Source organism: Shewanella sp. SW32, from assembly GCF_025653365.1.
Taxonomy (GTDB): domain Bacteria; phylum Pseudomonadota; class Gammaproteobacteria; order Enterobacterales; family Shewanellaceae; genus Shewanella; species Shewanella oncorhynchi.
In genome coordinates, this window is sequence record NZ_JAKKSJ010000028.1 from 26,391 (window position 1) to 51,638 (window position 25,248).

The 25,248-nt window shown below is 45.1% G+C and carries 30 protein-coding genes; 14 read left to right on the top strand and 16 right to left on the bottom strand.

Annotated features, from left to right (window positions below; all coding sequences use genetic code 11):
* Positions 1 to 15: 15 nt before the first annotated feature.
* Genes murA through mlaF form a run of 7 tightly spaced genes read right to left on the bottom strand, consistent with a single transcriptional unit; the run spans position 16 to position 4,647 of the window.
* A complete protein-coding gene (gene murA / locus L5M28_RS16640) occupies positions 16 to 1,275 on the bottom strand; it encodes a UDP-N-acetylglucosamine 1-carboxyvinyltransferase (RefSeq protein WP_105251399.1) in 1,260 nt (419 codons plus the stop codon).
* Between the two features lie 9 nt (positions 1,276 to 1,284).
* Positions 1,285 to 1,542, bottom strand: a complete 258-nt coding sequence (locus tag L5M28_RS16645; protein WP_006086065.1) for a BolA family protein — start codon at positions 1,540 to 1,542, stop codon at positions 1,285 to 1,287.
* A gap of 19 nt (positions 1,543 to 1,561) precedes the next feature.
* Positions 1,562 to 1,846, bottom strand: a complete 285-nt coding sequence (locus L5M28_RS16650; RefSeq protein WP_105251398.1) for a lipid asymmetry maintenance protein MlaB — start codon at positions 1,844 to 1,846, stop codon at positions 1,562 to 1,564.
* Entirely contained in the window at positions 1,843 to 2,505 is a 663-nt protein-coding gene (locus L5M28_RS16655) for a phospholipid-binding protein MlaC (RefSeq protein ID WP_263197413.1), read from the bottom strand. Before L5M28_RS16655 ends, L5M28_RS16650 begins: the two co-directional genes overlap by 4 nt.
* A gap of 11 nt (positions 2,506 to 2,516) precedes the next feature.
* Positions 2,517 to 2,990 (bottom strand): outer membrane lipid asymmetry maintenance protein MlaD, encoded by a 474-nt coding sequence (mlaD, locus tag L5M28_RS16660; RefSeq protein ID WP_028759401.1) that lies wholly within the window; start codon positions 2,988 to 2,990, stop codon positions 2,517 to 2,519.
* 56 nt (positions 2,991 to 3,046) lie between these two features.
* On the bottom strand, positions 3,047 to 3,832 hold the full coding sequence (gene mlaE / locus L5M28_RS16665) for a lipid asymmetry maintenance ABC transporter permease subunit MlaE (RefSeq protein WP_105251396.1): 786 nt from the start codon (positions 3,830 to 3,832) through the stop codon (positions 3,047 to 3,049).
* Positions 3,829 to 4,647, bottom strand: coding sequence for a phospholipid ABC transporter ATP-binding protein MlaF (gene mlaF, locus L5M28_RS16670; protein WP_263197415.1), 819 nt, complete (start codon positions 4,645 to 4,647; stop codon positions 3,829 to 3,831). The genes mlaE and mlaF overlap by 4 nt, the downstream gene beginning before the upstream one ends.
* Positions 4,648 to 5,290: 643 nt before the next feature.
* On the opposite strand from mlaF, the gene L5M28_RS16675 reads away from it, so the two are divergent.
* The 11 genes from L5M28_RS16675 (at position 5,291) to mgtE (ending at position 13,721) form a co-directional block, all read left to right on the top strand.
* A complete protein-coding gene (locus L5M28_RS16675; RefSeq protein ID WP_168825500.1) occupies positions 5,291 to 6,268 on the top strand; it encodes a KpsF/GutQ family sugar-phosphate isomerase in 978 nt (325 codons plus the stop codon).
* Entirely contained in the window at positions 6,268 to 6,819 is a 552-nt protein-coding gene (kdsC, locus tag L5M28_RS16680) for a 3-deoxy-manno-octulosonate-8-phosphatase KdsC (protein ID WP_028759542.1), read from the top strand. The genes L5M28_RS16675 and kdsC overlap by 1 nt, the downstream gene beginning before the upstream one ends.
* A complete protein-coding gene (lptC, locus tag L5M28_RS16685) occupies positions 6,816 to 7,376 on the top strand; it encodes an LPS export ABC transporter periplasmic protein LptC (RefSeq protein ID WP_263197417.1) in 561 nt (186 codons plus the stop codon). Before kdsC ends, lptC begins: the two co-directional genes overlap by 4 nt.
* Positions 7,363 to 7,917, top strand: a complete 555-nt coding sequence (lptA, locus tag L5M28_RS16690) for a lipopolysaccharide transport periplasmic protein LptA (RefSeq protein WP_105251393.1) — start codon at positions 7,363 to 7,365, stop codon at positions 7,915 to 7,917. Before lptC ends, lptA begins: the two co-directional genes overlap by 14 nt.
* Positions 7,914 to 8,645 carry an LPS export ABC transporter ATP-binding protein gene (gene lptB / locus L5M28_RS16695; protein WP_105251392.1) on the top strand — a complete coding sequence of 244 codons (732 nt, stop codon included), beginning with the start codon at positions 7,914 to 7,916 and terminating at the stop codon, positions 8,643 to 8,645. The genes lptA and lptB overlap by 4 nt, the downstream gene beginning before the upstream one ends.
* Positions 8,646 to 8,752: 107 nt before the next feature.
* Complete coding sequence (locus L5M28_RS16700; RefSeq protein ID WP_105251391.1) at positions 8,753 to 10,231, top strand: RNA polymerase factor sigma-54; 1,479 nt, start codon at positions 8,753 to 8,755, stop codon at positions 10,229 to 10,231.
* A 28-nt stretch (positions 10,232 to 10,259) separates the two neighbouring features.
* Complete coding sequence (gene hpf, locus L5M28_RS16705) at positions 10,260 to 10,547, top strand: ribosome hibernation promoting factor (protein ID WP_028759468.1); 288 nt, start codon at positions 10,260 to 10,262, stop codon at positions 10,545 to 10,547.
* 2 nt (positions 10,548 to 10,549) lie between these two features.
* Positions 10,550 to 10,993 (top strand): PTS IIA-like nitrogen regulatory protein PtsN, encoded by a 444-nt coding sequence (gene ptsN / locus L5M28_RS16710; RefSeq protein ID WP_006083071.1) that lies wholly within the window; start codon positions 10,550 to 10,552, stop codon positions 10,991 to 10,993.
* Positions 10,990 to 11,844, top strand: a complete 855-nt coding sequence (rapZ, locus tag L5M28_RS16715) for an RNase adapter RapZ (protein ID WP_105251390.1) — start codon at positions 10,990 to 10,992, stop codon at positions 11,842 to 11,844. Before ptsN ends, rapZ begins: the two co-directional genes overlap by 4 nt.
* Positions 11,831 to 12,106, top strand: a complete 276-nt coding sequence (locus L5M28_RS16720; protein WP_006083073.1) for an HPr family phosphocarrier protein — start codon at positions 11,831 to 11,833, stop codon at positions 12,104 to 12,106. The genes rapZ and L5M28_RS16720 overlap by 14 nt, the downstream gene beginning before the upstream one ends.
* A gap of 250 nt (positions 12,107 to 12,356) precedes the next feature.
* Positions 12,357 to 13,721 (top strand): magnesium transporter, encoded by a 1,365-nt coding sequence (gene mgtE / locus L5M28_RS16725; protein ID WP_113939980.1) that lies wholly within the window; start codon positions 12,357 to 12,359, stop codon positions 13,719 to 13,721.
* 79 nt (positions 13,722 to 13,800) lie between these two features.
* On the opposite strand, the gene L5M28_RS16730 is transcribed toward mgtE, so the two are convergent.
* Together L5M28_RS16730 and L5M28_RS16735 are read right to left on the bottom strand one after the other, a co-directional pair.
* A complete protein-coding gene (locus tag L5M28_RS16730) occupies positions 13,801 to 14,637 on the bottom strand; it encodes a molybdate ABC transporter substrate-binding protein (protein ID WP_263203983.1) in 837 nt (278 codons plus the stop codon).
* 265 nt (positions 14,638 to 14,902) lie between these two features.
* Entirely contained in the window at positions 14,903 to 15,592 is a 690-nt protein-coding gene (locus L5M28_RS16735) for an OmpA family protein (RefSeq protein ID WP_168825788.1), read from the bottom strand.
* 672 nt (positions 15,593 to 16,264) lie between these two features.
* Between L5M28_RS16735 and L5M28_RS16740 the strand changes: the two genes are divergently transcribed.
* On the top strand, positions 16,265 to 16,498 hold the full coding sequence (locus L5M28_RS16740; RefSeq protein WP_106649408.1) for a transposase: 234 nt from the start codon (positions 16,265 to 16,267) through the stop codon (positions 16,496 to 16,498).
* A gap of 728 nt (positions 16,499 to 17,226) precedes the next feature.
* On the opposite strand, the gene L5M28_RS16745 is transcribed toward L5M28_RS16740, so the two are convergent.
* Both L5M28_RS16745 and L5M28_RS16750 read right to left on the bottom strand, forming a co-directional pair.
* Positions 17,227 to 18,087, bottom strand: a complete 861-nt coding sequence (locus tag L5M28_RS16745; protein ID WP_028759534.1) for a PA4780 family RIO1-like protein kinase — start codon at positions 18,085 to 18,087, stop codon at positions 17,227 to 17,229.
* 335 nt (positions 18,088 to 18,422) lie between these two features.
* Positions 18,423 to 18,740, bottom strand: a complete 318-nt coding sequence (locus L5M28_RS16750) for a hypothetical protein (protein ID WP_317629898.1) — start codon at positions 18,738 to 18,740, stop codon at positions 18,423 to 18,425.
* A 179-nt stretch (positions 18,741 to 18,919) separates the two neighbouring features.
* On the opposite strand from L5M28_RS16750, the gene L5M28_RS16755 reads away from it, so the two are divergent.
* Positions 18,920 to 19,468, top strand: coding sequence for a DUF2799 domain-containing protein (locus L5M28_RS16755; protein ID WP_115335541.1), 549 nt, complete (start codon positions 18,920 to 18,922; stop codon positions 19,466 to 19,468).
* 76 nt (positions 19,469 to 19,544) lie between these two features.
* On the opposite strand, the gene L5M28_RS16760 is transcribed toward L5M28_RS16755, so the two are convergent.
* On the bottom strand, positions 19,545 to 20,306 hold the full coding sequence (locus tag L5M28_RS16760; RefSeq protein ID WP_263198403.1) for a phosphatase PAP2 family protein: 762 nt from the start codon (positions 20,304 to 20,306) through the stop codon (positions 19,545 to 19,547).
* Between the two features lie 224 nt (positions 20,307 to 20,530).
* On the opposite strand from L5M28_RS16760, the gene L5M28_RS16765 reads away from it, so the two are divergent.
* Positions 20,531 to 22,471: a GGDEF domain-containing protein gene (locus tag L5M28_RS16765; RefSeq protein ID WP_263198406.1), complete on the top strand. Its 1,941-nt coding sequence runs from the start codon at positions 20,531 to 20,533 to the stop codon at positions 22,469 to 22,471.
* 187 nt (positions 22,472 to 22,658) lie between these two features.
* On the opposite strand, the gene L5M28_RS16770 is transcribed toward L5M28_RS16765, so the two are convergent.
* From L5M28_RS16770 to L5M28_RS16785, 4 genes are all read right to left on the bottom strand, one after another.
* Complete coding sequence (locus tag L5M28_RS16770) at positions 22,659 to 23,054, bottom strand: hypothetical protein (RefSeq protein ID WP_263198408.1); 396 nt, start codon at positions 23,052 to 23,054, stop codon at positions 22,659 to 22,661.
* A gap of 81 nt (positions 23,055 to 23,135) precedes the next feature.
* Complete coding sequence (locus L5M28_RS16775) at positions 23,136 to 23,549, bottom strand: hypothetical protein (RefSeq protein ID WP_263198409.1); 414 nt, start codon at positions 23,547 to 23,549, stop codon at positions 23,136 to 23,138.
* Positions 23,550 to 23,650: 101 nt separating this feature from the next.
* The gene (locus L5M28_RS16780) at positions 23,651 to 24,034 is read right to left on the bottom strand and encodes a hypothetical protein (RefSeq protein ID WP_263198412.1); all 384 of its coding nucleotides are present in this window, start codon (positions 24,032 to 24,034) and stop codon (positions 23,651 to 23,653) included.
* A gap of 64 nt (positions 24,035 to 24,098) precedes the next feature.
* Positions 24,099 to 25,040 carry a hypothetical protein gene (locus L5M28_RS16785; protein WP_263198414.1) on the bottom strand — a complete coding sequence of 314 codons (942 nt, stop codon included), beginning with the start codon at positions 25,038 to 25,040 and terminating at the stop codon, positions 24,099 to 24,101.
* Positions 25,041 to 25,248: the final 208 nt, after the last annotated feature.

The following is a 25,248-nucleotide window of genomic DNA, read 5'->3' on the forward strand; positions in this document are numbered from 1 at the left end:
TAAGTCAGTAACAGATCACTGAATACGCACAACCTGTGCGCCTAAACCTTGAAACTTATTCTCAATATGCTCATAGCCACGATCTAAGTGATAGATACGATCGACAATCGTCTTACCATCGGCCACTAAGCCCGCAATCACTAGACTCGCTGACGCACGTAAATCCGTCGCCATTACCTGAGCACCACTTAAAGATTCAATCCCTTGAATGATGCAGGTATTACCTTCAAGCTCCATGGTAGCGCCCATACGGATAAGTTCGGGCACATGCATAAAACGATTTTCGAAGATAGTCTCAGTTATGGTTGCCGTGCCTTGCGCTAAGGCATTGAGTACACAAAACTGCGCCTGCATATCAGTCGGAAAGCCAGGATAAGGTGCCGTCTTGATATTCACCGCCTTCGGACGTTTACCCTGCATATCGAGCTCAATCCAATCTTCGCCCGTAGTAATCGTCGCGCCTGCATCTTCAAGTTTTGCGATGACCGACTCCAGTGAAGCAGGATCGGCTTTTAAACAACGAATACGGCCACGAGTTACCGCGGCAGCAACGAGGAAGGAACCGGTTTCAATACGATCTGGCATCACGCGGTAATTACAGCCCTGTAAACGCTCAACCCCTTGAATACGCAGTGTCGCACTGCCTACACCAGTGATTTTTGCACCCATAGCAATTAAGCAATTAGCGAGATCGATCACTTCAGGTTCGCGTGCCGCGTTTTCAATCACGGTTTCGCCATCGGCTAATGCTGCGGCCATCAGTAAGTTTTCGGTGGCTCCAACACTCACCATGTCCATAAAGATATGTGCGCCTTTAAGACGACCATCAACACGGGCCTTGATATAACCTTCTTTCACTTCAATCTTGGCGCCCATCATTTCGAGGCCATGTAAGTGCAAGTTCACTGGTCTTGCGCCAATGGCACAGCCGCCAGGCAATGACACGTCAGCAGTACCATAACGCGCCAATAACGGCCCTAAGATCAAGATAGAAGCACGCATGGTTTTCACTAGATCATAGGGAGCGCAAAACTCATTCAGATTAGTGGTAGAAATGCGGATCTGTCCGTCACCGAGTTCAGTCACTTCAGCGCCGAGACAGCGTAATAACTTACAGCTCGTACTCACATCACGCAGATTGGGCACGTTAGAAACCACAAAATCGGTTTCAGCCAATACACCCGCCATCAGAATAGGCAAAGCTGCATTTTTAGCACCCGAAATAATCACATCACCGGCAAGCGGGGGGCTTGCCTGAATTGTTAGTTTATCCACTTTTCCTCACTAGCTAGGCATGTTGAAAACTTTTTCGCGTTTCCATTGAGTCGGCGTGAAAGTTTTGATCGTTAATGCATGTAATTCACCGCTGGCAATGTGTGCCGTCAACGGTGCATAAATGGCTTGTTGCTGTTTGACTCGGCTCATACCATCGAAGCATTCACCTACGGCGATCACTTTATAATGGCTACCATCCGAGCTAGCGTGAACTTCTTCAAGCCCTAACGCATCACGTAAAATCTGTTCGATTAAGCTGCATTCCATGAAATCTATTACCCTATTCTCAATGCGCTTCTTCGGTAAAGAAGGCATCTAAATCATATAAATCAATTAGTTTTTTAAGTTGTGGTGAAGCAGAACTCAATACAAGTTGGCTGCGATGTTCACGCACTAACGCCAGCAAAAATGCCATGCCAGCGCTATCACTGTATTCGAGCCCAGACAGAGACAATATCTGGGTTGACTCATTCAGCAGTTGTTGCCGCTGTGGCCAAAGTGTAATGACATCGGCTTGGGTTATGCGCCCTTTGAGATGACAAACTGTCCCCTGTTGGACAAATTCAATCACGACTGTGACTTCCCTGACTTAGCCTTCATGACCACTTTCTCTTTAGTGCGATCTTCAAGCATCTTAATCACGGGATCGATGCCCTGTTGGCGAATTAGATTAGAGATTTCCGACTGCTTAGAAGACAGTAAGCTCACACCTTCGGCAACTAAATCAAATGCCTTCCATGAGTCATCCTTTAAACGACGCGCCTTAAACAACAGTTTAATCGGTGGGCGACCGGCTTCGATGATCTGCACGTTTACATCGACCATTTTCTCTTTGCTGAAATCAATCCCAGGTGAGAATTCCACTTTTTGATTAGTATATTCAGTAAAGGCTTGGGCATAAGTAGAGATTAAATAACCTTCAAAAGCATTGACGAAACGATTGCGTTGCTCTTCGGTTGAATCCTTAAGATATTGGCCTAATACCTTATAAGAAGCGTATTTATAATCGACATAAGGCATGAGTTCTTCACGAACAATCACCTTTAAATGGTCTGAATTTGCGTCGATTAATGCTTTATCTTTGTGAAAACGGTCGAATGTTTTATTGGCAACGGCTTTCACCATGGCATACGGATCTGTCGTATCGACAACCACATCAGCGGCGACTGCGCTCGTTGCCCCTAAAACCATCACTAACAGCAATAAAAAACGAGATAAGTTTTTAAACATAGCGGTAACCCCTATTTATCCTTCGAACCCATACTATATAAGAACTGACCAATCAGCTCCTCCAACACTAATGCCGAGCGTGTGTCGTCAATCTTATCGCCATCTTTGAGCATACTGACATCATCGTCGACAAAACCCGGTGTTAACCCTAAGAATTGCTCGCCCAACAAACCCGAAGTCAAAATGGCTAAACTACTGGTTTCAGGGAATTTATCGTAACGCTTGTCCATCACTAATGTGACCACAGCCACTAACTTAACTGGGTCTAAATCTATGCTGCTCACTCGGCCAACGACAACACCGCCAACCTTGACTGGCGAACGCACCTTCAAACCACCAATGTTGGTAAAATTGGCTTGTATGGTATAAGTGCTATCGCTGCTTTTTACTTCAATATTGGCGACGTTAAAGACTAAGACCAAAAAAGCGGCCAATCCTGTTAAAAGAAACACACCCACTAATAATTCAATTTTTCGTGTCAACATGTTCAGCTACCACTCTGTTAATCCATCTAACCTGTGTCGAAATCCGCAGTGTTCCGTTAGCGGCCAAACATCAGGGCTGTCAGTAAAAAATCCAATGCCAATACAGCGAGACTCGACTGAACGACAGTCTGGGTCGTTGCACGGCTGATGCCTTCCGGATTTGGGATCACTTGATAACCGCGATATAACGCAATCCAAGTGACCACTACGGCAAACACACCACTTTTGATCAAGCAGTTAACTATGTCCTGACGCCATTCGACAGACGCCTGCAGAATCGACCAAAACGCACCACTGTCGATCCCTTTCCATTCCACGCCAACAAGGTGCCCGCCATAAATACCTACAGCGGTAAACATCAACGCCAGCAATGGCATACTGATCACTCCAGCCCAAAAGCGCGGTGCAATAATCTGCCTTAATGGGTCAATCGCCATCATTTCTAAACTAGAAAGCTGCTCAGTACTTTTCATTAAACCAATTTCAGCGGTTAATGCTGAACCCGCCCGTCCCGCAAACAATAACGCGGTAACAACTGGCCCTAACTCACGCAGTAAACTGAGCGCCACCATAGGACCTAAGCTTTCTTCGGTGCCAAAACCAACTAAGATGTTGTAGCCTTGCAGTGCGAGCACCATGCCGATAAAGAGTCCTGAGACTAAAATAATCACCATAGATTGCACACCGACCACATAAATCTGGCGCACTAATAATGGAAAACCTTTACGCACGCGTGGCCAGCGAAAAATCGCGCCCCACAGCATAAGGCCTGCACGGCCAAAACCGAGCACTAGCTCAATCGCGCTGCGGCCTAAGTCGGCAATACTGTCGATTAACTTCACTTGCCAACTCCTTTTGCCATTAATTCTTGCTGGTAATCATTTGCCGGATAATGGAACGGCACAGGGCCGTCCGGAGCACCTTGAATAAACTGTTTCAGCTGCGGATTATCAGCGTACTTTAATTCTTCAGGGGTACCGTGGGCGATGACTTTTTTGTCAGCCACCACATATACATAATCGGCAATGCCAAGCACTTCATCCACATCGTGGGACACCACAATGGAAGTCAGATTCAGCGCATCGGATAACTCACGAATAAGCTTTACTAACACGCCCATCGATATTGGGTCTTGCCCTGCAAAAGGCTCATCGTACATCACCATTTCAGGTTCAAGCGCTATGGCTCTAGCTAATGCGGCGCGGCGTTGCATACCACCGGACAATTCGCTTGGCATCATCTGAGCGGCACCACGTAAACCTACGGCTTCAAGCTTCATCAGCACGATAGTGCGAATAATGTCTTCAGGCAGTCCAGAATGTTCACGCAGCGCAAACGCCACGTTATCGAACACATTGATGTCGGTAAACAGCGCGCCACTTTGAAACAGCATGCTCATCCGCTTACGCAGACTAAATAATTCATTACGACCCACGCCATGGATATCGTGACCGTCGAATAACACTTGTCCATGGTCAGGCGTTAATTGGCCGCCAATCAATTTCAACAGGGTCGTTTTGCCTATGCCGCTCGGCCCCATGATCGCCGTCACCTTGCCCCTTGGAATGGACAGGCTAATATCTTCATATATCACACGCTGACCGCGGCTAAACCCCAAATTACGGATCTCAACCAACGGCGTTTGTTCTTGAGTCATGCTTGATTCCGACATTTGCAAATGAGGTGATCCTAGTCTTCCGAGACTGACCAATCGAAGAGCCGCAAATTGTACGTAATTGCGCTTTAACCTACAACCGAATCGACACTATCGCCCTGCGATACTTTCAATTTGCCTCATTTACAGCGAAAATGCGCCCTAAGTTTTCACTCTGCACAGGTAAAATGTTACTTAATGTTTTCAACCTAGTTGCAGAATTGGCAGTATTGGCTAATTCGTTCGCACTTAGCTCACTCTTTGCCCACTTTTATCGGGGAGAGTCGATACGCAATTGCGCAATAGAGGCATCCCATAGGGTAATACCCGCTGCAATATGGGATAAATCCATTGAAATAAACGACAAAGACGATGATATTGCTCAAGACCTTCTGCCGCTAAACACGTTATTGTGCGTGAATAGCTAACGCAGCTGAACTTGACGAGTCGGATCAATCGCTCTAGCCTGCCGCAATTGTTTTGCTGTTTTCGGTAATAAACCACAGTAAGACATAAGCTAAATTGTCTGAAAACAAACTAATACTTGGCAGAAAGCCTATTACATATCATCTTTATCGCGTACCAAATTGTGCTATTCCAATCCCATCAATGGGGCGACAAAGACAATGCAAAAAGAGAGATAGACATGGTAGACAAATCACAACTGCGCCAATGGGGTTGTAAAGTTATCGACATTGAAAAGTCAGCCCTAGACAATCTTTATCAATATGTTGATTCGGCTGAGTTTGCAGAGGCTTGCGAGTTGATCCTCAACTGCACAGGCAAAGTGATTGTCATGGGAATGGGCAAATCGGGCCATATCGGCAATAAGATTTCTGCCACCCTCGCCAGCACAGGAACGCCCGCATTTTTTGTGCATCCGGGTGAAGCCAGCCACGGAGATCTGGGTGTATTGGCCGATAACGATGTGATTTTAGCGATTTCAAATTCTGGTGAGTCGAGCGAAATCCTCACCTTAATGCCGGTCATCCAACGTATGGGCGTGCCTGTTATTGCGGTAACGGGTAAACCCGAATCGAATATGGCGCGATTATCTAAAGTGCATTTATGTATTGAAGTCCCAGAAGAGGCTTGCCCACTTGGACTTGCCCCCACCTCAAGTACCACAGCAACCTTAGTGATGGGCGATGCCATCGCCATTGCGCTGCTGCAAGCAAAAGGCTTTACCCGTGATGATTTTGCTATGTCCCATCCCGGCGGTGCATTAGGACGTAAGTTGCTGTTAAAAGTCTGCGATGTCATGCATAGCGGTGATGACTTACCGCTCGTCAACCACGATATTTGCATCACAGAAGCTCTGTACGAAATCTCCAAGAAAGGCTTAGGCATGACGGCGATTATTGATGATCAGCGCAAGCTGGTTGGTATCTTCACCGACGGTGATTTACGCCGCGTTATTGATGCCGAAGTGAATTTACGCACGACGCCCATTGCCGATGTGATGACCCGTAACTGCGTCACGATCACGGATAATGTATTGGCCGCCCAAGCGCTGCAAGTGATGGACTCAAAAAACATCAACGGATTAATTGTTATTGATAAAGACCGCCATCCTATCGGCGCTCTTAACATGCTAGACATGGTTAAAGCAGGAGTCATTTAATGCCACAGCAAGGATTTTACGGCCCAATCAGTGATGATGTGTGGCAACGCGCGCAAAAGATTAAACTGTTAATCTGTGACGTCGATGGGGTGTTTTCCGACGGCCGTATTTACTTGAGCAATAGCGGCGAAGAGCTCAAAGCCTTCCATACCCGTGACGGTTATGGCGTGCGCTCACTACTCACCAGCGGTTTCAACCTCGCCGTGATCACAGGACGTCAATCCAAAATCGTTGAAAACCGTATGACAGCCCTTGGTGTTACCCATATTTACCAAGGCGTAGATAATAAGTTCGAGCCCTATGAAGCATTGCTCGCACTTTATGGTGTCACCCCAGAAGAAGTGGCTTATATCGGTGATGATATTGTCGATCTCCCCGTGATGAATGTCGTCGGTTTAGCGGTCAGTGTTGCCGATGGTCATCCCTATGTGCGTCAGCACGCCCACTTTGTCACTACGCTCAATGGTGGCCACGGTGCACTGCGTGAACTCACAGATCTGTTACTCCTAAGTCAAAATAAATTCACTTCGGCCCATGGAATGAGTATATGAGTCGTGTGACACTCGCGATTATCGCTTTTTTTGGAACTGCACTAGCGCTTTACTGGCAGGTCCAGAACAAACACAGCGGTGATTCCGATAACAGAGTTAAAGATCAAAATACCCCAGATTTCATCGTTGAAGATCTGCGCAGTGCTGAGTTCAATGAGCAAGGACTAGTGAATAGCCGTGTGACGGCGAAACACATGGAACATTATGATTCAACGAATCAAACTTTCTTTACTCAACCTGTTTATCTTGTTTATCCAGACCAAGGTAAAGCACAATGGCAACTCAGGGCAGATCAGGGCAAGCTAAACAAGGAAACTGGCAAGGTTGTATTAGAAAATAATGTTATTATCGATGCCATTAGCCCAGAAGAACCGATTCAGACCTTGTCCACCAGTTATCTGGAACTCGATCTCAACACTATGATAATGACCTCTGACCGTACCATTTACGTCACAGGGAAAGATTTTAATATTCAAGGCCAAGGCCTTTATGCCGACCTCAACGCGCAAGAAGTGCAATTGACCAGTCAGGTAGTAGGAACATATGAAGCAAAATAACGTATTACTTGCCAGCCTAATGCTAATTATGAGCATGAGTGCTTTCGCGAAAGTCGGCGACTTAAAGCAGGAAGTTAAAATCAAAGCTGTGAGCCAAACTGCGGATATCAAAAACAACCAGATCATTTTCTTTGGTCCGGTTGAAGTTACCCAAGGCTCAATAAAAATCCAAGCAAATGAACTGCGTGCATTTTCCGCTGAAGGTGAAAATAGCAAAACTTTGGTCGCCACAGGTAACCCTGCTACGTATAGCCAAATATTAGACGATGGCCGTCCTGCATCGGCTAGCGCGAAAGAAATTCGTTACGATATGGCAAGCCGCACCTTAACACTGAAAGGTATGGCGTCATTAGATCAAGCGGGTAGCCAAGTTACAGGCAATTTAATCCGCTATAACATGATTCAACAGAAATTGATGGCCGAGAGTACTGGCAGTGGTGACGATCGCGTGATCACTATTATTCAGCCTGAAAACTATCAAGATGATGCTAAATCAGACGCTCCGGCGGATAAACCTGTAAAAAAGCAGGACTCTAAATGACCCAAATCACCTTAAGAGCACAAAATCTGGCGAAAAGTTACAAGAGTCGCCAAGTGGTTAAAGACGTCAGTCTGACGGTAAAAACCGGTCAAGTCGTTGGCCTACTCGGTCCAAACGGTGCAGGTAAAACCACGACCTTTTACATGGTTGTCGGGCTAGTGAAGAGCGATAAGGGACATATCTTTATCGACGATGATGATTTAACCGCAGATCCTATGCATCTGCGTGCCCGCAAAGGCATAGGTTACTTACCGCAAGAAGCCAGTATCTTTCGTAAGCTAACTGTTCATGACAACATCATGGCCGTACTGCAAACTCGTAAAGAACTTAAAAATGAAGAACGAGAAGAAGAACTAGAACATCTGCTCGAAGAGTTTCATATCACCCACATCCGTGACAGCCAAGGCATGTCATTGTCGGGTGGCGAACGTCGTCGCGTCGAAATTGCGCGGGCTTTAGCCGCTAATCCTAAGTTCATTTTGCTCGATGAACCGTTTGCTGGCGTCGATCCTATTTCGGTTATCGACATCAAGAAGATTATCGAACAACTCAAAAGTCGCGGCCTTGGCGTATTGATCACAGACCATAATGTCCGCGAGACATTAGATGTATGTGAACATGCTTATATTGTGAGTCACGGAAACCTGATTGCCGAAGGAACTCCAGCAGAGATCTTAGACAATCAGCAAGTTAGGGCTGTGTACTTAGGTGAACAATTCAGGCTATAGTTAATCGAGCGAAGCCAATGGAGGCAATTTATACCGCCATTGGGCTTCACTCAAGATAATAATAAGCGACCTTATCCAACAATAATAACGTAGGGATCAGCGGTAACATGAAAGCGTCACTCCAGCTCAAACTGGGTCAACAGTTAACCATGACGCCACAATTACAACAGGCCATACGTCTGTTGCAACTGTCGTCATTAGAACTGCAGCAAGAGATCCAGCAAGCATTAGATTCTAATCCCCTTCTCGAGCTGGAAGAGGATCAATTCGACGCCACTAAAACCCCTGTAAACCAAACGCTATCCGATACGGATTTCAGTGAATCTAGCACTCTGCCACCAGAAAAAGACAGCTCCACCATAGACACGGCAGAGTCGCTAACCAAAGAATCCATGCCTGATGAGCTCCCCATGGACACCACATGGGATGAAGTGTTTACCGCCTCCCCAAACTCAGGCCCCGGCGGCAGTCGTGAAGACGATATGCCCTTCCAAGGCGAGACCAGTGAAGGTTTGTACGAACACTTAGAATGGCAAAAAAACCTCACCCCGTTTTCTGAAACCGATTTAGCCATTGCCACCGCCATTATTGATGCCATTGACGATCAGGGCTATCTCACCCAAAGCACTGAAGAAATTCTCGAAGCCATGGGCAATCCTGAAGTTGAGCTTGACGAAGTCGAAGCCGTACTCAAGCGTATTCAGCATTTTGATCCCATAGGCGTTGCCGCCCGCGATTTAAGTGAATGCCTGCTGATCCAACTGTCGCATTTCGCCGCTGATACTCCCAACCTAGAAAATGCCCGCATGCTGATCAAAGATCATTTAGATCTGATCGCCGCCCGTGATTTTAGGTTATTGATGCGTAAGACTAAATTAAAAGAAGATGAATTAAGGGATGGTATAGCACTTATCCAAACCCTCAATCCTCGCCCAGGTTTGTTGATCACGCCCAATAATGACGAATACGTTATCCCAGATGTGTCTGTGTCGAAGAAAAATGGCCGCTGGGTGGTTGAGCTTAATCCTGACTGCATGCCCAAAATCAATGTAAATCAACATTATGCTTCAATGGCGCGCAGCACTAAAAACCAAGCCGATAGCCAATTTATTCGCGGCCATCTGCAAGAGGCTAAATGGTTTATTAAGAGCCTAGAAAGCCGTAACGACACTTTGCTTAAAGTTGCTAATTGCATAGTGCAATATCAGCAAGGTTTCTTTGAGTATGGTGAAGAAGCCATGAAGCCTATGGTGCTTAACGATATTGCCGAAGCGGTAGAAATGCATGAGTCCACCATCTCACGGGTCACAACTCAAAAATACATGCATACCCCTAAGGGACTTTTTGAACTAAAATACTTCTTCTCTAGCCACGTCGGTACTGACGATGGTGGTGAGTGCTCATCCACAGCAATCAGAGCCTTTATAAAGAAACTGGTGGCAGCGGAAAACCAGAAAAAACCATTAAGCGATAGTAAGATGGCACAACTTCTGGCAGAACAAGGGATCAACGTAGCCCGCAGAACCATTGCGAAGTACCGAGAGGCTATGCTTATTCCACCTTCTAATCAGCGTAAAAGTTTATAACCTACAGTGGATATCGGAGGACGTTTCTATGCAAATAAACCTGAGTGGGCACCATATCGAAATTACCGAATCGTTACGTGCATATGTAGAAGAAAAGTTTTCAAAACTTGAACGCCATTTCGAACAGATCAATAATGTGCACGTTGTGCTCAATGTTGAGAAAATGCAACAGATTGCCGAAGCGAGAATAAACCTCATAGGTGGTGAAGTTTTTGCGACTTCAGAGCATGCTGACATGTATGCCGCTATAGACGCCCTGATTGACAAGCTTGACCGTCAGGTTATTAAACACAAAGAGAAGTTAACAAAACACTAATAATGGAACTTTGTACCATACTGCGGCCGGAGTGCACTACCTGCGCCACTCCGGGCAGCAAGAAAAAGGTACTGGAACTCATCAGCGACTTAGTCGCTGCCCAGTACCCGACCCTCTCATCTCAAGAGATATTCGAAAGCCTAGTGGCGCGCGAAAAGATGGGGAGCACAGGTATAGGTAACGGCATCGCCATTCCACATGGTCGACTAGCCGATATAGATCAGCCCATTGCCATACTCATTAAGTGTGAAGAGCCGATAGCATTTGATGCTATCGATAAGCAACCTGTTGATATTTTATTTGCACTACTGGTGCCTGCAGACCAATGTCAGCAGCACTTAAGTACTTTGTCTTGCATGGCCGAAAAGCTGAGCGACAAGCAAATATTAAAGCAATTACGCAAGACGCATGATGAAACGGAACTCTATCAGGTAATCACTGGATGAAACTGGTCATAGTGTCGGGCCGCTCAGGCTCAGGCAAATCTGTCGCCCTTAGGGTACTCGAAGATCTCGGCTATTATTGTGTCGATAACCTTCCCTTGCCATTGATTGGCAGTTTGCTTGAGCAACTCAAAGGCAGTAACGATCTCGTCGCCATCAGTGTCGACGTGCGTAACATGCCTGAGCAGGATAAGGTCTTAGTGAAACAACTCGCTAGCCTACCTCCAGATACTGAGTTAACGAGCTTCTTCCTTAACTCCAGCGATAAAATTCTGCTCAAGCGTTACAGCGAAACCCGCCGTTTGCATCCTTTGTCGAAGAGCCGAGTCTCTTTGCAAGAAGCGATAAAGCTGGAGGGGAAACTGCTCGAGCCTATGTCAAAACTGGTCGATCACTACATAGATACGTCGAATCTGAATATCTATGATTTAAGCGACCAAGTCAGACAAATTCTCCTTGGTAGCGTCGATAAAGAACTCGTGATCAACTTCGAGTCCTTTGGCTTTAAGCACGGAATGCCCACCGAAGCAGACTTTATGTTCGATGTGCGCTTCCTGCCCAATCCCCACTGGGAGTTGGCGCTGCGGCCATTGACTGGCTTAGATGAACCCGTAGCTGAGTTCTTAAATCGTCAACCACTGGTCAATAAGTTCATCTGGCAAATCGAAAATTTACTGGAGACTTGGCTGCCGCACCTTGAGCGTAACAATCGCAGTTATTTAACTGTGGCCATTGGCTGCACAGGTGGACAGCACAGATCGGTTTACGTCGCAGAGCAATTGGCCAAACGCTTTAGTAACGGTAAACATAAAGTTTATGCCCGTCATCGAGAGCTCAACAATGCCAAAGCTTGAACGTCAGATAACTATCTGTAATAAGCTCGGTTTACATGCCCGTGCCGCCACTAAGTTGGTGGTACTGGCTTCCGAGTTTGATGCGACCATCACCTTAATCCAAGGCGATAAACAAGCATCGGCCGCCAGTGTACTTGGCTTACTGATGCTTGAAACTGGCATGGGTAAGACCATCAAGCTTATCGCCGAAGGCCCAGATGCAGAGCCGGCTCTCGATGCCATTTGTGCCTTAATCGACGCTAAGTTTGACGAAGCCTGTTAGTTTCACTTCACACTAAGCACTTCATCGTTAGTTTCACTTCATGTCTAGTTTAAAAAACTTGCCATTCACACATGGCAAAACATTTGTCGCTCGACGATACAAGCCACAGGCGATTACACTAGCGGTCATTGCGCTGGCGCTGGCCTTACCTTAGCCGTCTTAATCTGTGTCATCGACTGACGCTTAGTCACCGTAAAATCCTAGCCCAACACTAAGATCTCAAACCAATTTGCCGCACAATGGAGGACAAATGCCCGTAGATAATGCAGAAAACGATCACACCGGACATAGTCTTGACCAGTTAAACCAAGCGCTTAGCAGCGGCATGTTCGTACACGTGCGCAATATGCTGCAAAAAATGGCCGCCTCAGATATCGCGCTGATCTTAGAATCATCACCGCCAAGTGCCAGACAAGTATTGTGGCAGCTCATCGATCAGGAACAAATAGGTGACATACTCGATGAGTTGAGTGAAGAACTCAAAGACCCACTGATCCGCAGCATGAGCCCTGAGCGAGTCGCGAAAGCGACAGCAAGCATGGACACCGACGATCTCGCCTATATTCTGCGAAGTCTTCCCGACGCCGTTTACAAACAAGTGTTGCAGTCGATGACGGAACAAAATCGCCTGAGGGTAGAACAAGCTCTATCTTATCCAGATGAGACCGCCGGCAGCTTGATGAACACAGATACAGTCACCTTAAGACCCGATGTGAATATTGATGTGGTGCTGCGCTATCTTCGGCAAAGGGGCAACCTACCCGATACCACAGATACCTTATATGTGGTCGACAAACAGGACAAAGTCCTTGGCGGTGTTAGGCTGGCAGATCTGCTGACTTGCGCGCCAAGCACCACAATTCGCAATATCATGGATCCCAATATTCAAAGTATTCCTGTGAGCATGTCCGACAGCGAAGTCGCGCAGAAATTCGAACGCAATGACTGGGTATCGGCACCTGTAGTCGACAGTGATGGTAAGCTGCTCGGGCGTATCACAATCGATGACGTAGTCGATGTTATCCGCGAAGATGCTGAACATTCCATGATGGGTATGGCGGGGATGGACGGAGATGAAGATACCTTTGGCCCTGTGCTAAAAAGTACCCTACGTCGCTCGCTCTGGCTCACTATAAACTTATTCGCCGCCCTGCTCGCCTCGTCGGTCAGCAATATGTTTGAAGGCACTATTGAGCAATTTGCCACTATCGCCATCCTAATGACGATTGTCCCTAGCATGGGCGGTGTTGCCGGTAATCAGACCTTAGCGCTCGTGATCCGTGGTATTGCTTTAGGCCATATAGGCCAAAGCAACGCTCGCTGGCTTATCGGTAAAGAGCTATCGATTGGTTTTCTCAATGGTTTGATGTGGTCGATTTTAGTCTTTGTCGCCGTGTGGCTATGGAAGGATGATATGGCACTGGCGGGATTAATTGGTAGCGCCATGCTGATCAATATGACAGTAGCTGGGCTTGCAGGTGCGAGTATTCCATTGATTTTAAAACGACTTAAAATCGATCCTGCCCTCGCTGGCGGTATGGTGCTCACCACAGTCACTGACGTGGTTGGCCTGTTCGCCTTCCTCGGGTTAGCGACGCTCTACCTGATGAACTAACGCTTTAACAGTTTGAGCTAATAACAAAAACGGCACCTCAAAGGTGCCGTTTTTTATCCCGCTGGAAAACTAAAGAAGGCTATTTTGCCGGAGGTTGAAAACCATAACTGCTCAGAATCGCTTGGCCTTTTGTCGATAGAATAAACTCAGCTAACGGCGTAGCGGCAGTATTAGCGCCTTGTAAAACCAGTAAACCATAGTCGGCACCCACGGCGAGTTCCTGCGGTAAATCGATGATTTGGAGACTCGGCACTTCTTTTTTAGCCAGCACAGCATTAGTGCAATAGGTTAAAAAGATATCCGCTTGCTTGTTTTCCATCACCCAGCCATAGGGATTGCGATCTTTAGGCGGTTTAACGCTCTCAGGACCGCCCGTCAGTTGTAATGCCTTGGTCTCTAACGCGGCTTTCGCATTGGGTTTTACCGCTTCGGCCTTAGCAAAAACGGCCCAGGCATAATCACCCGCGGGGTCGGCTTTCGGGGTTGAGGTACCGACTTTAATCTTAGGATCTAACAAGGTATCGAGTAACGTCGCACTCGTCACCTGAACTGTGTCTTGAGCAATGGCGCAGAGTTGATTACGGGCAAACATTTGCACTGCTTCGCCCTGACCTGAATCCACTAATGCCTGTGGATGTTTCATATTCGCCGAGGCAAAGATATCGACTTTCTCGCCCTCTTGAATGCGTTTTAACAATAAACCTGAGGGCGCATATTGCGCTACAACACTCATTTGCGACTGTGCTTGATAAGCAGCAATAATATCACTCATCGCAGCCTTTAAACTGCCTGCGGCGCGCAGTTCTATCGGCGCGACTCCTGTGGTCAGTTCGGCTTTCATCGGCACTCCTTGTACAGCTGTCACCATGATGACAGGACTTAAACTCAAGGCTACTAACACATTTTTGCTTATCATAGTCATATTCTCCTTTAGGCACTAAAAGTCATTCTTGTGACTTATCCCCATACAGAACGTGAAATCGATAAAGGGATCAAGCTGAAGTCATCCCAAGGTCATTAGCAGTGATATGTTTGTGCTGCAGGTCACTCAAGGTGCGCTTCATAAAGGACAAATTGTCTAATTGAAGCACGGCAAGCTAATCACTCAATTAGCCCACCACTGAAAACAAAAAAGTCGCCCCAGGCGACTTTTTCAGCGAGAACTTTGTGCTTAGACCAGACTATTTACCCGTTGGTATTAGTACGATCTCAACGCGGCGGTTTTGTGCTCGGCCATTTGCATTGGCATTTGATGCAATAGGACTCGCTTCACCCATACCTTTTGATTTTACACGGGCAGAGGCAACGCCTTTACTCATCAAGTAATTACCCACTTCGCTAGCACGGACCTGTGACAGACGTAAATTGTAAGAGTCTGAACCACTGCTGTCGGTATAACCTAATACGTTAAGCTGCGTTTTGCTGTATTCCTTGGCCACAACCGCCACTGAGTTCAGCACGCGTTTAGCCCCGTCACTTAACTCGGTTTGATCTACGCCGAAGGTCACTTCATTAGGCATATTCAAAATGATGTTATCGCCGTTACGGGTCACACTCACGCCCGTTGAGGCTAATTGTTGGCGTAATTTAGTCTCTTGCACATCCATATAATAACCAATACCACCACCGACTGCAGCGCCCGATGCAGCACCAATTAAGGCACCTTTACCGCGGTCGCTCTTGCTCGAAGATACCACTCCAATTGCGGCACCCGCGACGGCACCAATCAATGCGCCACTGGTCGCTTTAGCGGTTTGTTCTTCATTTGAATAGGGATTGATTGTTGTACAACCCGATGCAACTAGCGCGGTCGTCAATACCACTATGGCTAACAGGGATGGTTTAGATTGCACTGCCTGAAAACACTTCATCATTTATAACCTCTTTATATGATTGATGACTGTGAATACCGCTCAAAAGGGCAAGAAATATCACGTCCATTAGGTAATACGAATGACCTAGGGATTGCCACAAAGCAGGCAGTATATAAGCAATTGCGCTGGAGACAATCCTTTATCCATCTTCAATTACGCTAATCCAGATTTTAGTCAGCAAAGATACAGATTTCGGGCTTCAATCATGGCTTGTACCGCCCAATTTCATATCAAGTCTATGGCACCGAAATAGTGCACCTTGCACCTTTATTGGCAGCACTAAAAAATAATGCCGTTTTAATCTAAGTCGCAATACAATGATTTTAAAGGTTAAAATAAAAATTAAAATATTGGCACGAATTTTACATACTACTAAGTGAGTAGACAGTCAGACGCGGTAAACATCGCCGAAAACTAGAGTCAACTTCAACAGGATTAATCCAAATTAAATGGACCTATCGAGACAGAAAATGGGCTCGAGTATTTAGGGTCATAAAGGAGGAAGTATGAAAACGGTCATGAACTTTATCGCACTATGTCGCCACGAATGGATTTGTCTGCGCCATCTAGGTCTGAGCCAGTGGGATTTAGAACAGCTTCACTATTATCAATAAAAGGCAACGCAAACGGTCATATTTTGGTTCTAAGGCAGTAAAAGAGGGAACGCTCATGGGAATCGCAGAAAATAGTCTCAAGCTACATGTTATCACCGAGGTTAAAGTACAAGGTCGCTTACTGTCGGATGTTGCACGTCAATACGGTTTATCTGCCAAGGCAGTCTACCAATGGGTGCGAGAAAGCGATCTGCAACCCCAGCAAAGAGAATGCGCATTAATGAGTGAGATTGCCCAGCTACAGAAAAAAATTAAACAGCTCAATCAAGAGCTACGCACGATAGGTTAGCCTGTACAACAAGCTAAACGTGCCCGAATAGACAAGGCCGGACGAGATTGCATATCGCCCTGCTGATAACGCTAACGATGTAAAAGATGTGCTAACAACAATAATAACAGCGCCCTTTTTAGTCCGGCCTTGTCGTCCAAATTGATGAACCCAGCGAAGATTGGGAAATAGTATTAACAGCAACAAACGGATAGGGACAATGCAAAAGTTTCGGCAAGACTAGGGAGGGAGTTATCTCCCCCAAGATCAAATATGTGAATTGTGCTCCCCCAAGTCATGAACATATTTCTCTCTCTGGCCTTGTCATTTTATTCACAGGATCAATGATGATCCAGCACTGCAATGAGTGTAGTGCGCCAAGGAAGGCCGTGATTGGTATTACATAGATTGACTGAAGAGTGACCAAGGTTTCGGCAAGGATTGAGGGAGTTATCTTCCCCAAAGATTAAATATGTGAATTGTGCCCCCCCAAGTCATGAACATATTTCTCTCTCAGCTCTTGTCCTTTTATTACACTGTTCGATGATTGCTAGCTTGTTTGTAGCAATAAGGATGGCCCCAGCTTCCATCGGGGATTAAGCCAAGGATTGGCTAACGCCAAAAATTAAATAACAATAATAAAATAAGTAATAAAATCAAAAACAAAAATAATAGTGACACTTAATTTTTAGCATAAAAAAGACGCTACTTTGAGCGTCTTTTTTATGGGCGAAAACAATGACTGACGATTAATAGTCTTCTTCGTTTGCCTCTTGGATCCTTTGTTTACGCTCTTGTGCCTCTTCAAAGGCTGCTTGGATTTCTTCCAAGACCGCACTAACATCGGCTTCGACCAGCACTTCGGTAAACTCACCGGTTAATGGCGTTTCAGGCTTCAATTCACCCGCTTCAAACAAGGCCCAAATTTCTTTGGCGTATTGTGTTTTTAACAGCTCAGGAGCATACAAACCATAGTATTGAGTCATGTTATTCACATCACGCGCTAACATCCATTTAGCATGGTTATTCGCCGCGGCATCGACGGCCTGAGGCAAATCGATAATCACTGGCCCTTCACTGTCAACTAACACGTTAAACTCAGACAAGTCACCGTGCACTAACCCAGCACAGAGCATACGTTTGACATAGGTCATCACCAACGCATGATCCTTCAAGGCTTTTTCTGCCGACATACTAACATCGTTTAATCTCGGCGCGACATTGCCCTCGGCATCCGTCACTAACTCCATCAGCAACACGCCATCGAAACAACCGTAAGGCGTTGGCACCCGCACACCCGCATTCGCTAAACGGTAAAGTGCTTCAACTTCAGCATTTTGCCAAGCTTCTTCCTGCTGATCGCGGCCAAATTTAGACCCTTTTTCCATCGCACGCGCACGACGACTGTTACGGACTTTTCGGCCTTCTTGATATAACACAGCTTGCTTAAAACTGCGCTTGTCCGCTTCTTTATAGACTTTGGCACAGCGGATATCATCACCACTGCGTACAACGTACACAGTCGCTTCTTTACCGCTCATTAACTGGCTAATGACCTCATCGACCAGTCCTTCATCAACCAGGGGTTGGATTCGTTTCGGAGTTTTCATAGCGCCCTTATACCTTACTTAGGCATGATATGGAATACTGCGGGCAAATCTTCATACAAAAGCGGTCTCCAGCGGAAGTTTGATGAATATAGTTTAGGATTGTTAAACGAATTTTAAGTAAAAACTAATGCACTTGCGTGTTAAACACAATACCAGATTTACTCAGCGCTTTGGCAAAGAAAGAGACTGAAAATACCACTTTAACTAAAAGAATATTCTTTTCCGCCAACCGATATAAAGCAAGAGGTAAAACCACAGCCAATATGCTGTAGCGAACATGTAAATCCAAGACCGCTCAAATAGATATCCTAGCTAACATTTTGCAGAAACTTAACTCACACAAATAAGGCAATCACACTTCCCACGGTCGCCGCCGCTTTCAATATTTGGCCAGCGCTGTAATAAGTATCGTTCGAATCGTTAGTGTCATTAGGGACTGTATCGGGAGTAGGCGCCTCAGTTTTGCTCATCGCAGCCACATCGGAACTGGGCTCAGCTTTGGGAGCCGCCAAGCCCAATGCACCATAGGTAAAGGATTTCAGTCCACTTGGCTCAGCCATCTCACTGGATTGATGAGCCGACTTAACTGCCGGTAATGAAGCTGAATACGCAGATGAAATAAGTGAAATCATAGCGAGCACCAAAGCAGACATTAAAGTGTTAATCGCAAACTAACACAATATCAGCCTGTTATCATGCATTCATCCGCTAAACTGTGATGGATTCTGCCCAACAAAACGCATCTATGACAGTATAAACGGCGGTATATAAAACTAGATCTCCCCCATAAGAGCCTTTATCCTAAACGCCACAGCATATAGAGAACTTGTCCATGCATTATCCTAGCCTTTTCCTCGCCCTTTCGGTCCTATCACTCACTCAATGCAGCAGCTTATCGATTGAAGAATGCGCCAATAGTGATTGGTTTGCCCTAGGAATGGCCGATGGCAACCGTGGGACGAGCGCAGGGCAATTGAATCAATATCAAAAAGATTGCCGAGAATTTAATCTCAGCGTCGATACCGGACAATGGAAACAAGGATACCAGCAAGGGTTAGCCAGTTACTGTCTTCCCGAAAATGGCTACCGCGTGGGCTTAGCGGGAGAAAGCTATTATGGGGTTTGCAGCAATAACGCCTTCGTTGAACGTTATAATCAAGGCCATCAACAATATCTGACTAACAAACGCTTATCTGAAATAGCCGATCGCTTAAATGCCATCGATAGAGAGATAAGCAGTCTTGATGGCAAGATCAATAATCTCACCGATAAGGCCGACTTATTGAAACAGAAAAACAGCCTACTCAATGAGAAGAACCAACTGTTAGATGAAAGATCTCGCCTACGCAGACCTGATATGCGCTTCGAATTCAGATTCTAAGCCATAAAAAAACACTGAGCCCAATTGGACTCAGTGTTTAGGTTAATCACATAGGTTATGTCAGTTTCACAGTCCGCTATTTTTGTGTTAATCCAGCAGTGGATTTAACATTGACTCTTTGGCTAACATCGGCAAATTTAGCTTTTTTAAACCCTGATGGACGCAGGAAAAAACTATAGTAAAGTAGACTCGCCGACGTCCATGCAATAGCTAAACTCCATAAGTCATGGCTCAAGAAATGGGCACCGCGTAACTCTTGGCCGATACCGAACACTAGGCCTAAACTCACCCCGAAAATCAAACCAAACTTAGCTAAATGCGGACGATACTCACGCAAGACGTAATACAAGGCAACCCAAGCAAACCCACCGCTAGCATGGCCGCCAGGGAAACATTGACCAAATTCAGCGCCTTCAGGTAAACGGGCAAACAGGGAGGAATGCAGCATACGGCCGCCAAACTCAATCACATCCCACGGGCAGGTCATATGGGTAACGCTCTTGCCAATACGTACCAGCAAAACACTCGCCAATACGCTACAAAATAGATAAATCAACCCTTTACGGTACGGCTTAACCCTGTCACTTCGAAAACTAAAGGCAATGCCGACTACAACGCTCACCGCCAGCAAGATAACAAAGTTACGCCCAGCAACGTGCAATACATTTTCGGTCAGCCAATGGCCTCTTAATGGCCAAGAGTCGACACCACCCTGCCAATGAAATAACAAGGTCGCCACTTTCATATCAGCGTGAGTCCATTCAAGCCCAAAGATGATCACCGCAAACACTAAAAGTGGCGCGATTAGATGCCCTTTGGCAAAATCGATAAATGTCATCCTAACATTACCTTTCAAATAGTTACTCACTCATAAATCCAATGACTAGAATATCTTGCGTTAGGGTAGCGCTGAATTCTTATCTAAAACTTAAGAAACGCAATTGCGCCGACGTTAACACAAAATTTACATCGCAATACAACTAAATTTATTCAAAAAACTCACAACATGAGTAAAAAGACTATAGTTTATAAATAATATCGCGCCTCTAGGACTGAGCATTCATGCCATACAATTTCGCCATTAATCAGTCTCAAAAAGATCGTTTATTCGCCGACATTGCTATCGACACAGACAAAATCGTTGTTCCCCAAGAAATGGTTGATAACTGGCAACAAACCTTAGATTTGCTCTCTGAATTGGTCGACACTCCCGCGGCTTTAATCATGCGTGTCCATCAAACCGATATAGAAGTGTTTACCTCGAGCCGCACTCAGGGGAATCCCTATAAAAAACACGACAAAGACAGTTTAGGCCACGGACTTTACTGCGAGACAGTGATAAAAGGAGGCAAGGAACTTCACATTCCGAATGCCCTAAAAGATAAAGACTGGGATAAAAATCCTGATATAAAACTCGGCATGATTGCCTACTGTGGCTTACCTTTACGCTGGCCCGATAACAGCGCCTTTGGCACTATCTGCATGCTCGATAATAAAGAGCATAATTACAGCCAATCGTTTCGCAGCTTACTCGCTCGTTTTCAAAATGGTATCGAAGCCAACCTCGTCACCCTCTATCAACAGGCAAAGCTGCAACTGCACAACCAAGAGTTAGAGCAAAAAGTGCAACAACGCACCTATGAACTCGCCGAACTTAGCGGCAAGCTCATCAAAGAAATCGAAAACCGCACCTCCACCGAAACCTCACTGGAATACCATAAAAGCTACGATCCGCTCACGGGATTACCCAACCGCATCAATTTGATTAATAGTCTGTCGATCATGCTCGAAAAAGTGAATCGCAAAGAAAAGATTTCAGTACTCTATCTGGGGCTGCGTAATTTCAAATCCATCAACGACAGTTATGGTTACCTGATTGGCGATAAAATTCTCACTATTCTCAGCCAACGTTTACAGCACTATACCGATGAAAACACCTTTATCGCCCGCATCGCTGGCGCCGAATTTGTGATTATTCAAGCCCACAAACCTTCGAATAACGAAACCAATAAACTCATCAATAAAGTGCTTAACTGCTGTAATACCCCCTTTGGTGTGGCTGATTTTGTAATCACAATTCCCTCGAGCATGGGCATAGCACAAGCGCCTATGGATGGTATCGATGCCGCCATCCTGCTGCAAAAAGCCGGAGCGGCCATGACGATCAGCAAGGCTGATGGCTCAACTCACAGCTTCTTTAATCAAGATACGCAAGCCGCTTTAAACCTACGCTATCAACTGGAATCCCACTTGGTCGATGCACTGAACAAGAACGAGTTAAGCCTGCATTACCAACCCTTTATTAACTTAAAGACGAAGCAAGTGATTGGTGCTGAAGCCCTGCTGCGCTGGCATAATCCCATCCTTGGCAATGTCGCCCCAGACAGATTCATCGCCTTAGCTGAACGTAATGGCCAGATTATCGATATTGGCAATTTTGTATTGCATACCGCACTGTCTCAGGCGGCAAAATGGTGTCGCGAGGTAGGCCAAGAGTTTAAAATCGCCATCAATATTTCCCCTTTGCAAATGCGCAATCCCCGCTTTAGCGAACACATAGCCGACTTACTCACCCTCTATCAATTGCCACCGACCGCCTTAGAACTTGAAATTACCGAAGGCATGCTGATGCAGGATGAACACATTGCCCACAATGCTATCCAAAAACTACAAGAACTCGGTATCCGCATCTCCCTAGATGATTTTGGCACAGGCTACTCATCCTTAAGTTATCTACAAAAATACTCTTTCGACACCTTAAAAATCGATCGCTGCTTTATTAGTAAACTCGAAGAAAACGAACAAAATAGAGAGTTAACAAAGGCAATTATTGCCATTGGTAAGAAACTAGACTTGGAAGTGATCGCCGAAGGCGTAGAAACCCTAGAACAAGATGCCTTTATTCGTCACGAAGAATGCGACTTAGGCCAAGGCTACCTCTACGGTAAACCCATTACCGCAACACAGTTTGAGCAGGCATTTATCCATAAAAAAGAGCATTAAGTTCATCCTTAATGCTCTTTTTATTTCGCGAATTAAAACCGACTGAATAATGCTACGTGAATAGTCATTTCCACAGAATGTTATAACTCACATTTGTACAAAAGTGAGCTAGTTTTTTTACTCTAATTCGTGGAGTTCGGATTAAAATCTCTATGGGTTATCACCTTACAAACGCAAGCCAACTGTTTTACGTCCGTTTAAGCAACTTATTATGTTCTCTTGCTAACCACCACAAAAATAAGATTGCTTGTAATCCCGAAATACCTGCATAAAACAAAAACAATTCAATTTTCATAGAAGGTAATGAAATCAGAATACCGAAAGCTAGAATCCCTAAAAAATAACACCATTTATTCTGATTAAAGAACTTTACTGCCACCCAATGCACAGGAAAGCCAATTAACATCCATCCAATAATTGAGAATATAAAATAGAACACTAAAACAAAACGTATTGATCCATAGAAGTATTTAAAATCCATTGTTATTAAGTCAGATTCATTACTCCAGTAAAACAGCATAATTGGAACAAAACATATTGTTACAGCAATAAACACGGCTCGTAAAAAGTGCTCCAAATTCACAACCTCTCCCTGAGAACATAACACCGCAAGCGGCGAGCGTTAGCGAGTCCAGCACCGAAGGTGCGATGCTGACTTGCCTTGTTAACTTTTTGCATACTCTACAACTAAAGACAGCGGGAACAAAAAAATAGCTGCCAACAAGAAATAACAACAAAGATAAAACACTCCGTAATAAACTGAATTTGTTATCTTACAAGCTAACTCCAATCTACGGGTGCCTAGCAGAGACGGAAAATAACTAGAGAACAGATTAATCGCATCAGCATTCTCTTCAAAGAGTTTCACTAAGAAAAGCCTTAGCGTTGTGATAGTCATTACCATCCCTGCAAGGACAAAGGTTAAAAATAATAACCACTCAGCCATTTCAAAAGCTGTAACACCAACGAATGCAGCAAGAACAAGTAATATAGTGCCGATAACCCACCAGCGATAATAGCTTACCGCCTTTTTTGTAAGGGCCTGATAGCAAAATTGAAGCGGTGCTTGAGGGTGCATAGTTCTTCCATAAAGTTAACGCCCGCAGCACGCGCGGTTTTGTAGTGAAGGCGGAGCTGCAACGAAAAGGCCGTCGCTGTGCCTGCGATTGTTAGGCATTTCTACTTCCGGCCCCTCGAAATATAGTCGGCATATTCATCCTGAATCATAAACTCGTTCAATAACCTTTCAGATGATCCTGCGAATCGTTGCTCAATAAACTCTATCGCTTGGCCAAATGAAGTGAATGATTTGACCTCATTGGCATCCTCTAGCTCTAGGTCTGGATCTAGTGGACCAAACTCATAAATATTAAGGAATGATTCATCACCCAAATCAGCAGTTTCGTAAACTGAAACATCTATTTCGGATTTGGGACCTAGAACGCTTAGCCACTGAATACCAGCACGGCCATCCCGTTCACAGCCACCAAAAAAGCACTCAACTGCTTTCCCTCGCTTAAGCGCCGACTCGGCTTCTTGAAGATTAAGGTATCTACGGCTCATTGTGTATGCCTAACGCCGCGCTCTGCGGAGCGCAGCGGAAAATTTGTCCGACAGCAGCGCCTTGTTAACTGCAGAACTCAATTCTATAGCCTCTGGCTGTACTGTATTTTAAATCATTAAATGTGTCGCATATAACGGAACTATCAAAGAAACTAGATGCTTCATTTGTTTTCCCTTTAGTTCCGAGACCAAGTACAAGTCGCTGCAGCACTGGCAAACTATTATTTAGCTCAGAAAACAATACAGGATCTATCTTCGAATTAATTACAGCCAATTCGTTAATTGAGCTGCCTTTAATACCTGACAAAGAGGAAAGTCCATTCATGGTATCCATGACCAAGCTCTTAAGGTGCTTTAGATTGGAAACATCTGGAATGGATGTAACTTGCTTTAGAGTACTTAAATGCAATATCTCAAGAGATGTCAGGTTTTCCAGGGCACTTAGGTCGTGTAATTTCTTTACCCAAAGTATTTCTAGGCTTGTTAACTTAGATAATCCTTTAATAGCATTTAGGTCTTCAAATGTGCCGAAACCCAAATATAAACTTTCTAAATTACTCAGACTGGCAACATGCTCTATTTGTTTTTCTTGATACCCTGAAAGGGTTAGGTCTCTAAGGCTAGTGAGCGTAGCTATAGAATCGATATCTTTCTTATTTTTGACCAAACTCAGAGAATTTAACTTATTCAGATCTGATAGAGGCCTTAAAGATACAGTTTTTTTATTAAGCTCTCCCAGACTCAAAAACTCTATTTCGTTTACATGCTCAGCAATAGCATCAATACTTGTTAGCGCAGGAAGAAAAATCTCTAAAGCTCTAATGCCCGAATAGTGTTTCAGGAAATCTAAACTGTAATCGTTACCCGCAGACCATGTAGGACCAAAAGCACCACCTAAGTATGATAGAGATATACCATCGATTTTTCCTTGGCGTATTTCATCCGCGATAGATGAATGTTCTTCATCGCTCAAATTGTCGGCTATCTTTTTTAGTTTTACGCGCATAATCTCAATTCTAGGTAGCAGTTAACGTCTTAGTATTTATGCGCTGCGCTGTTTGCAGGGCATAAATCGCTTGTTGACTAAATCTCAAATATGGCCACTGCCACATCCATGTAAATGGGTATAAATGATGCTATAGGAATTTGCTTTTTTGCGGTAGCGGTTTTTTATACAGTTTGATGGGTAATCACTTGATATCGTTTTAGCTTTC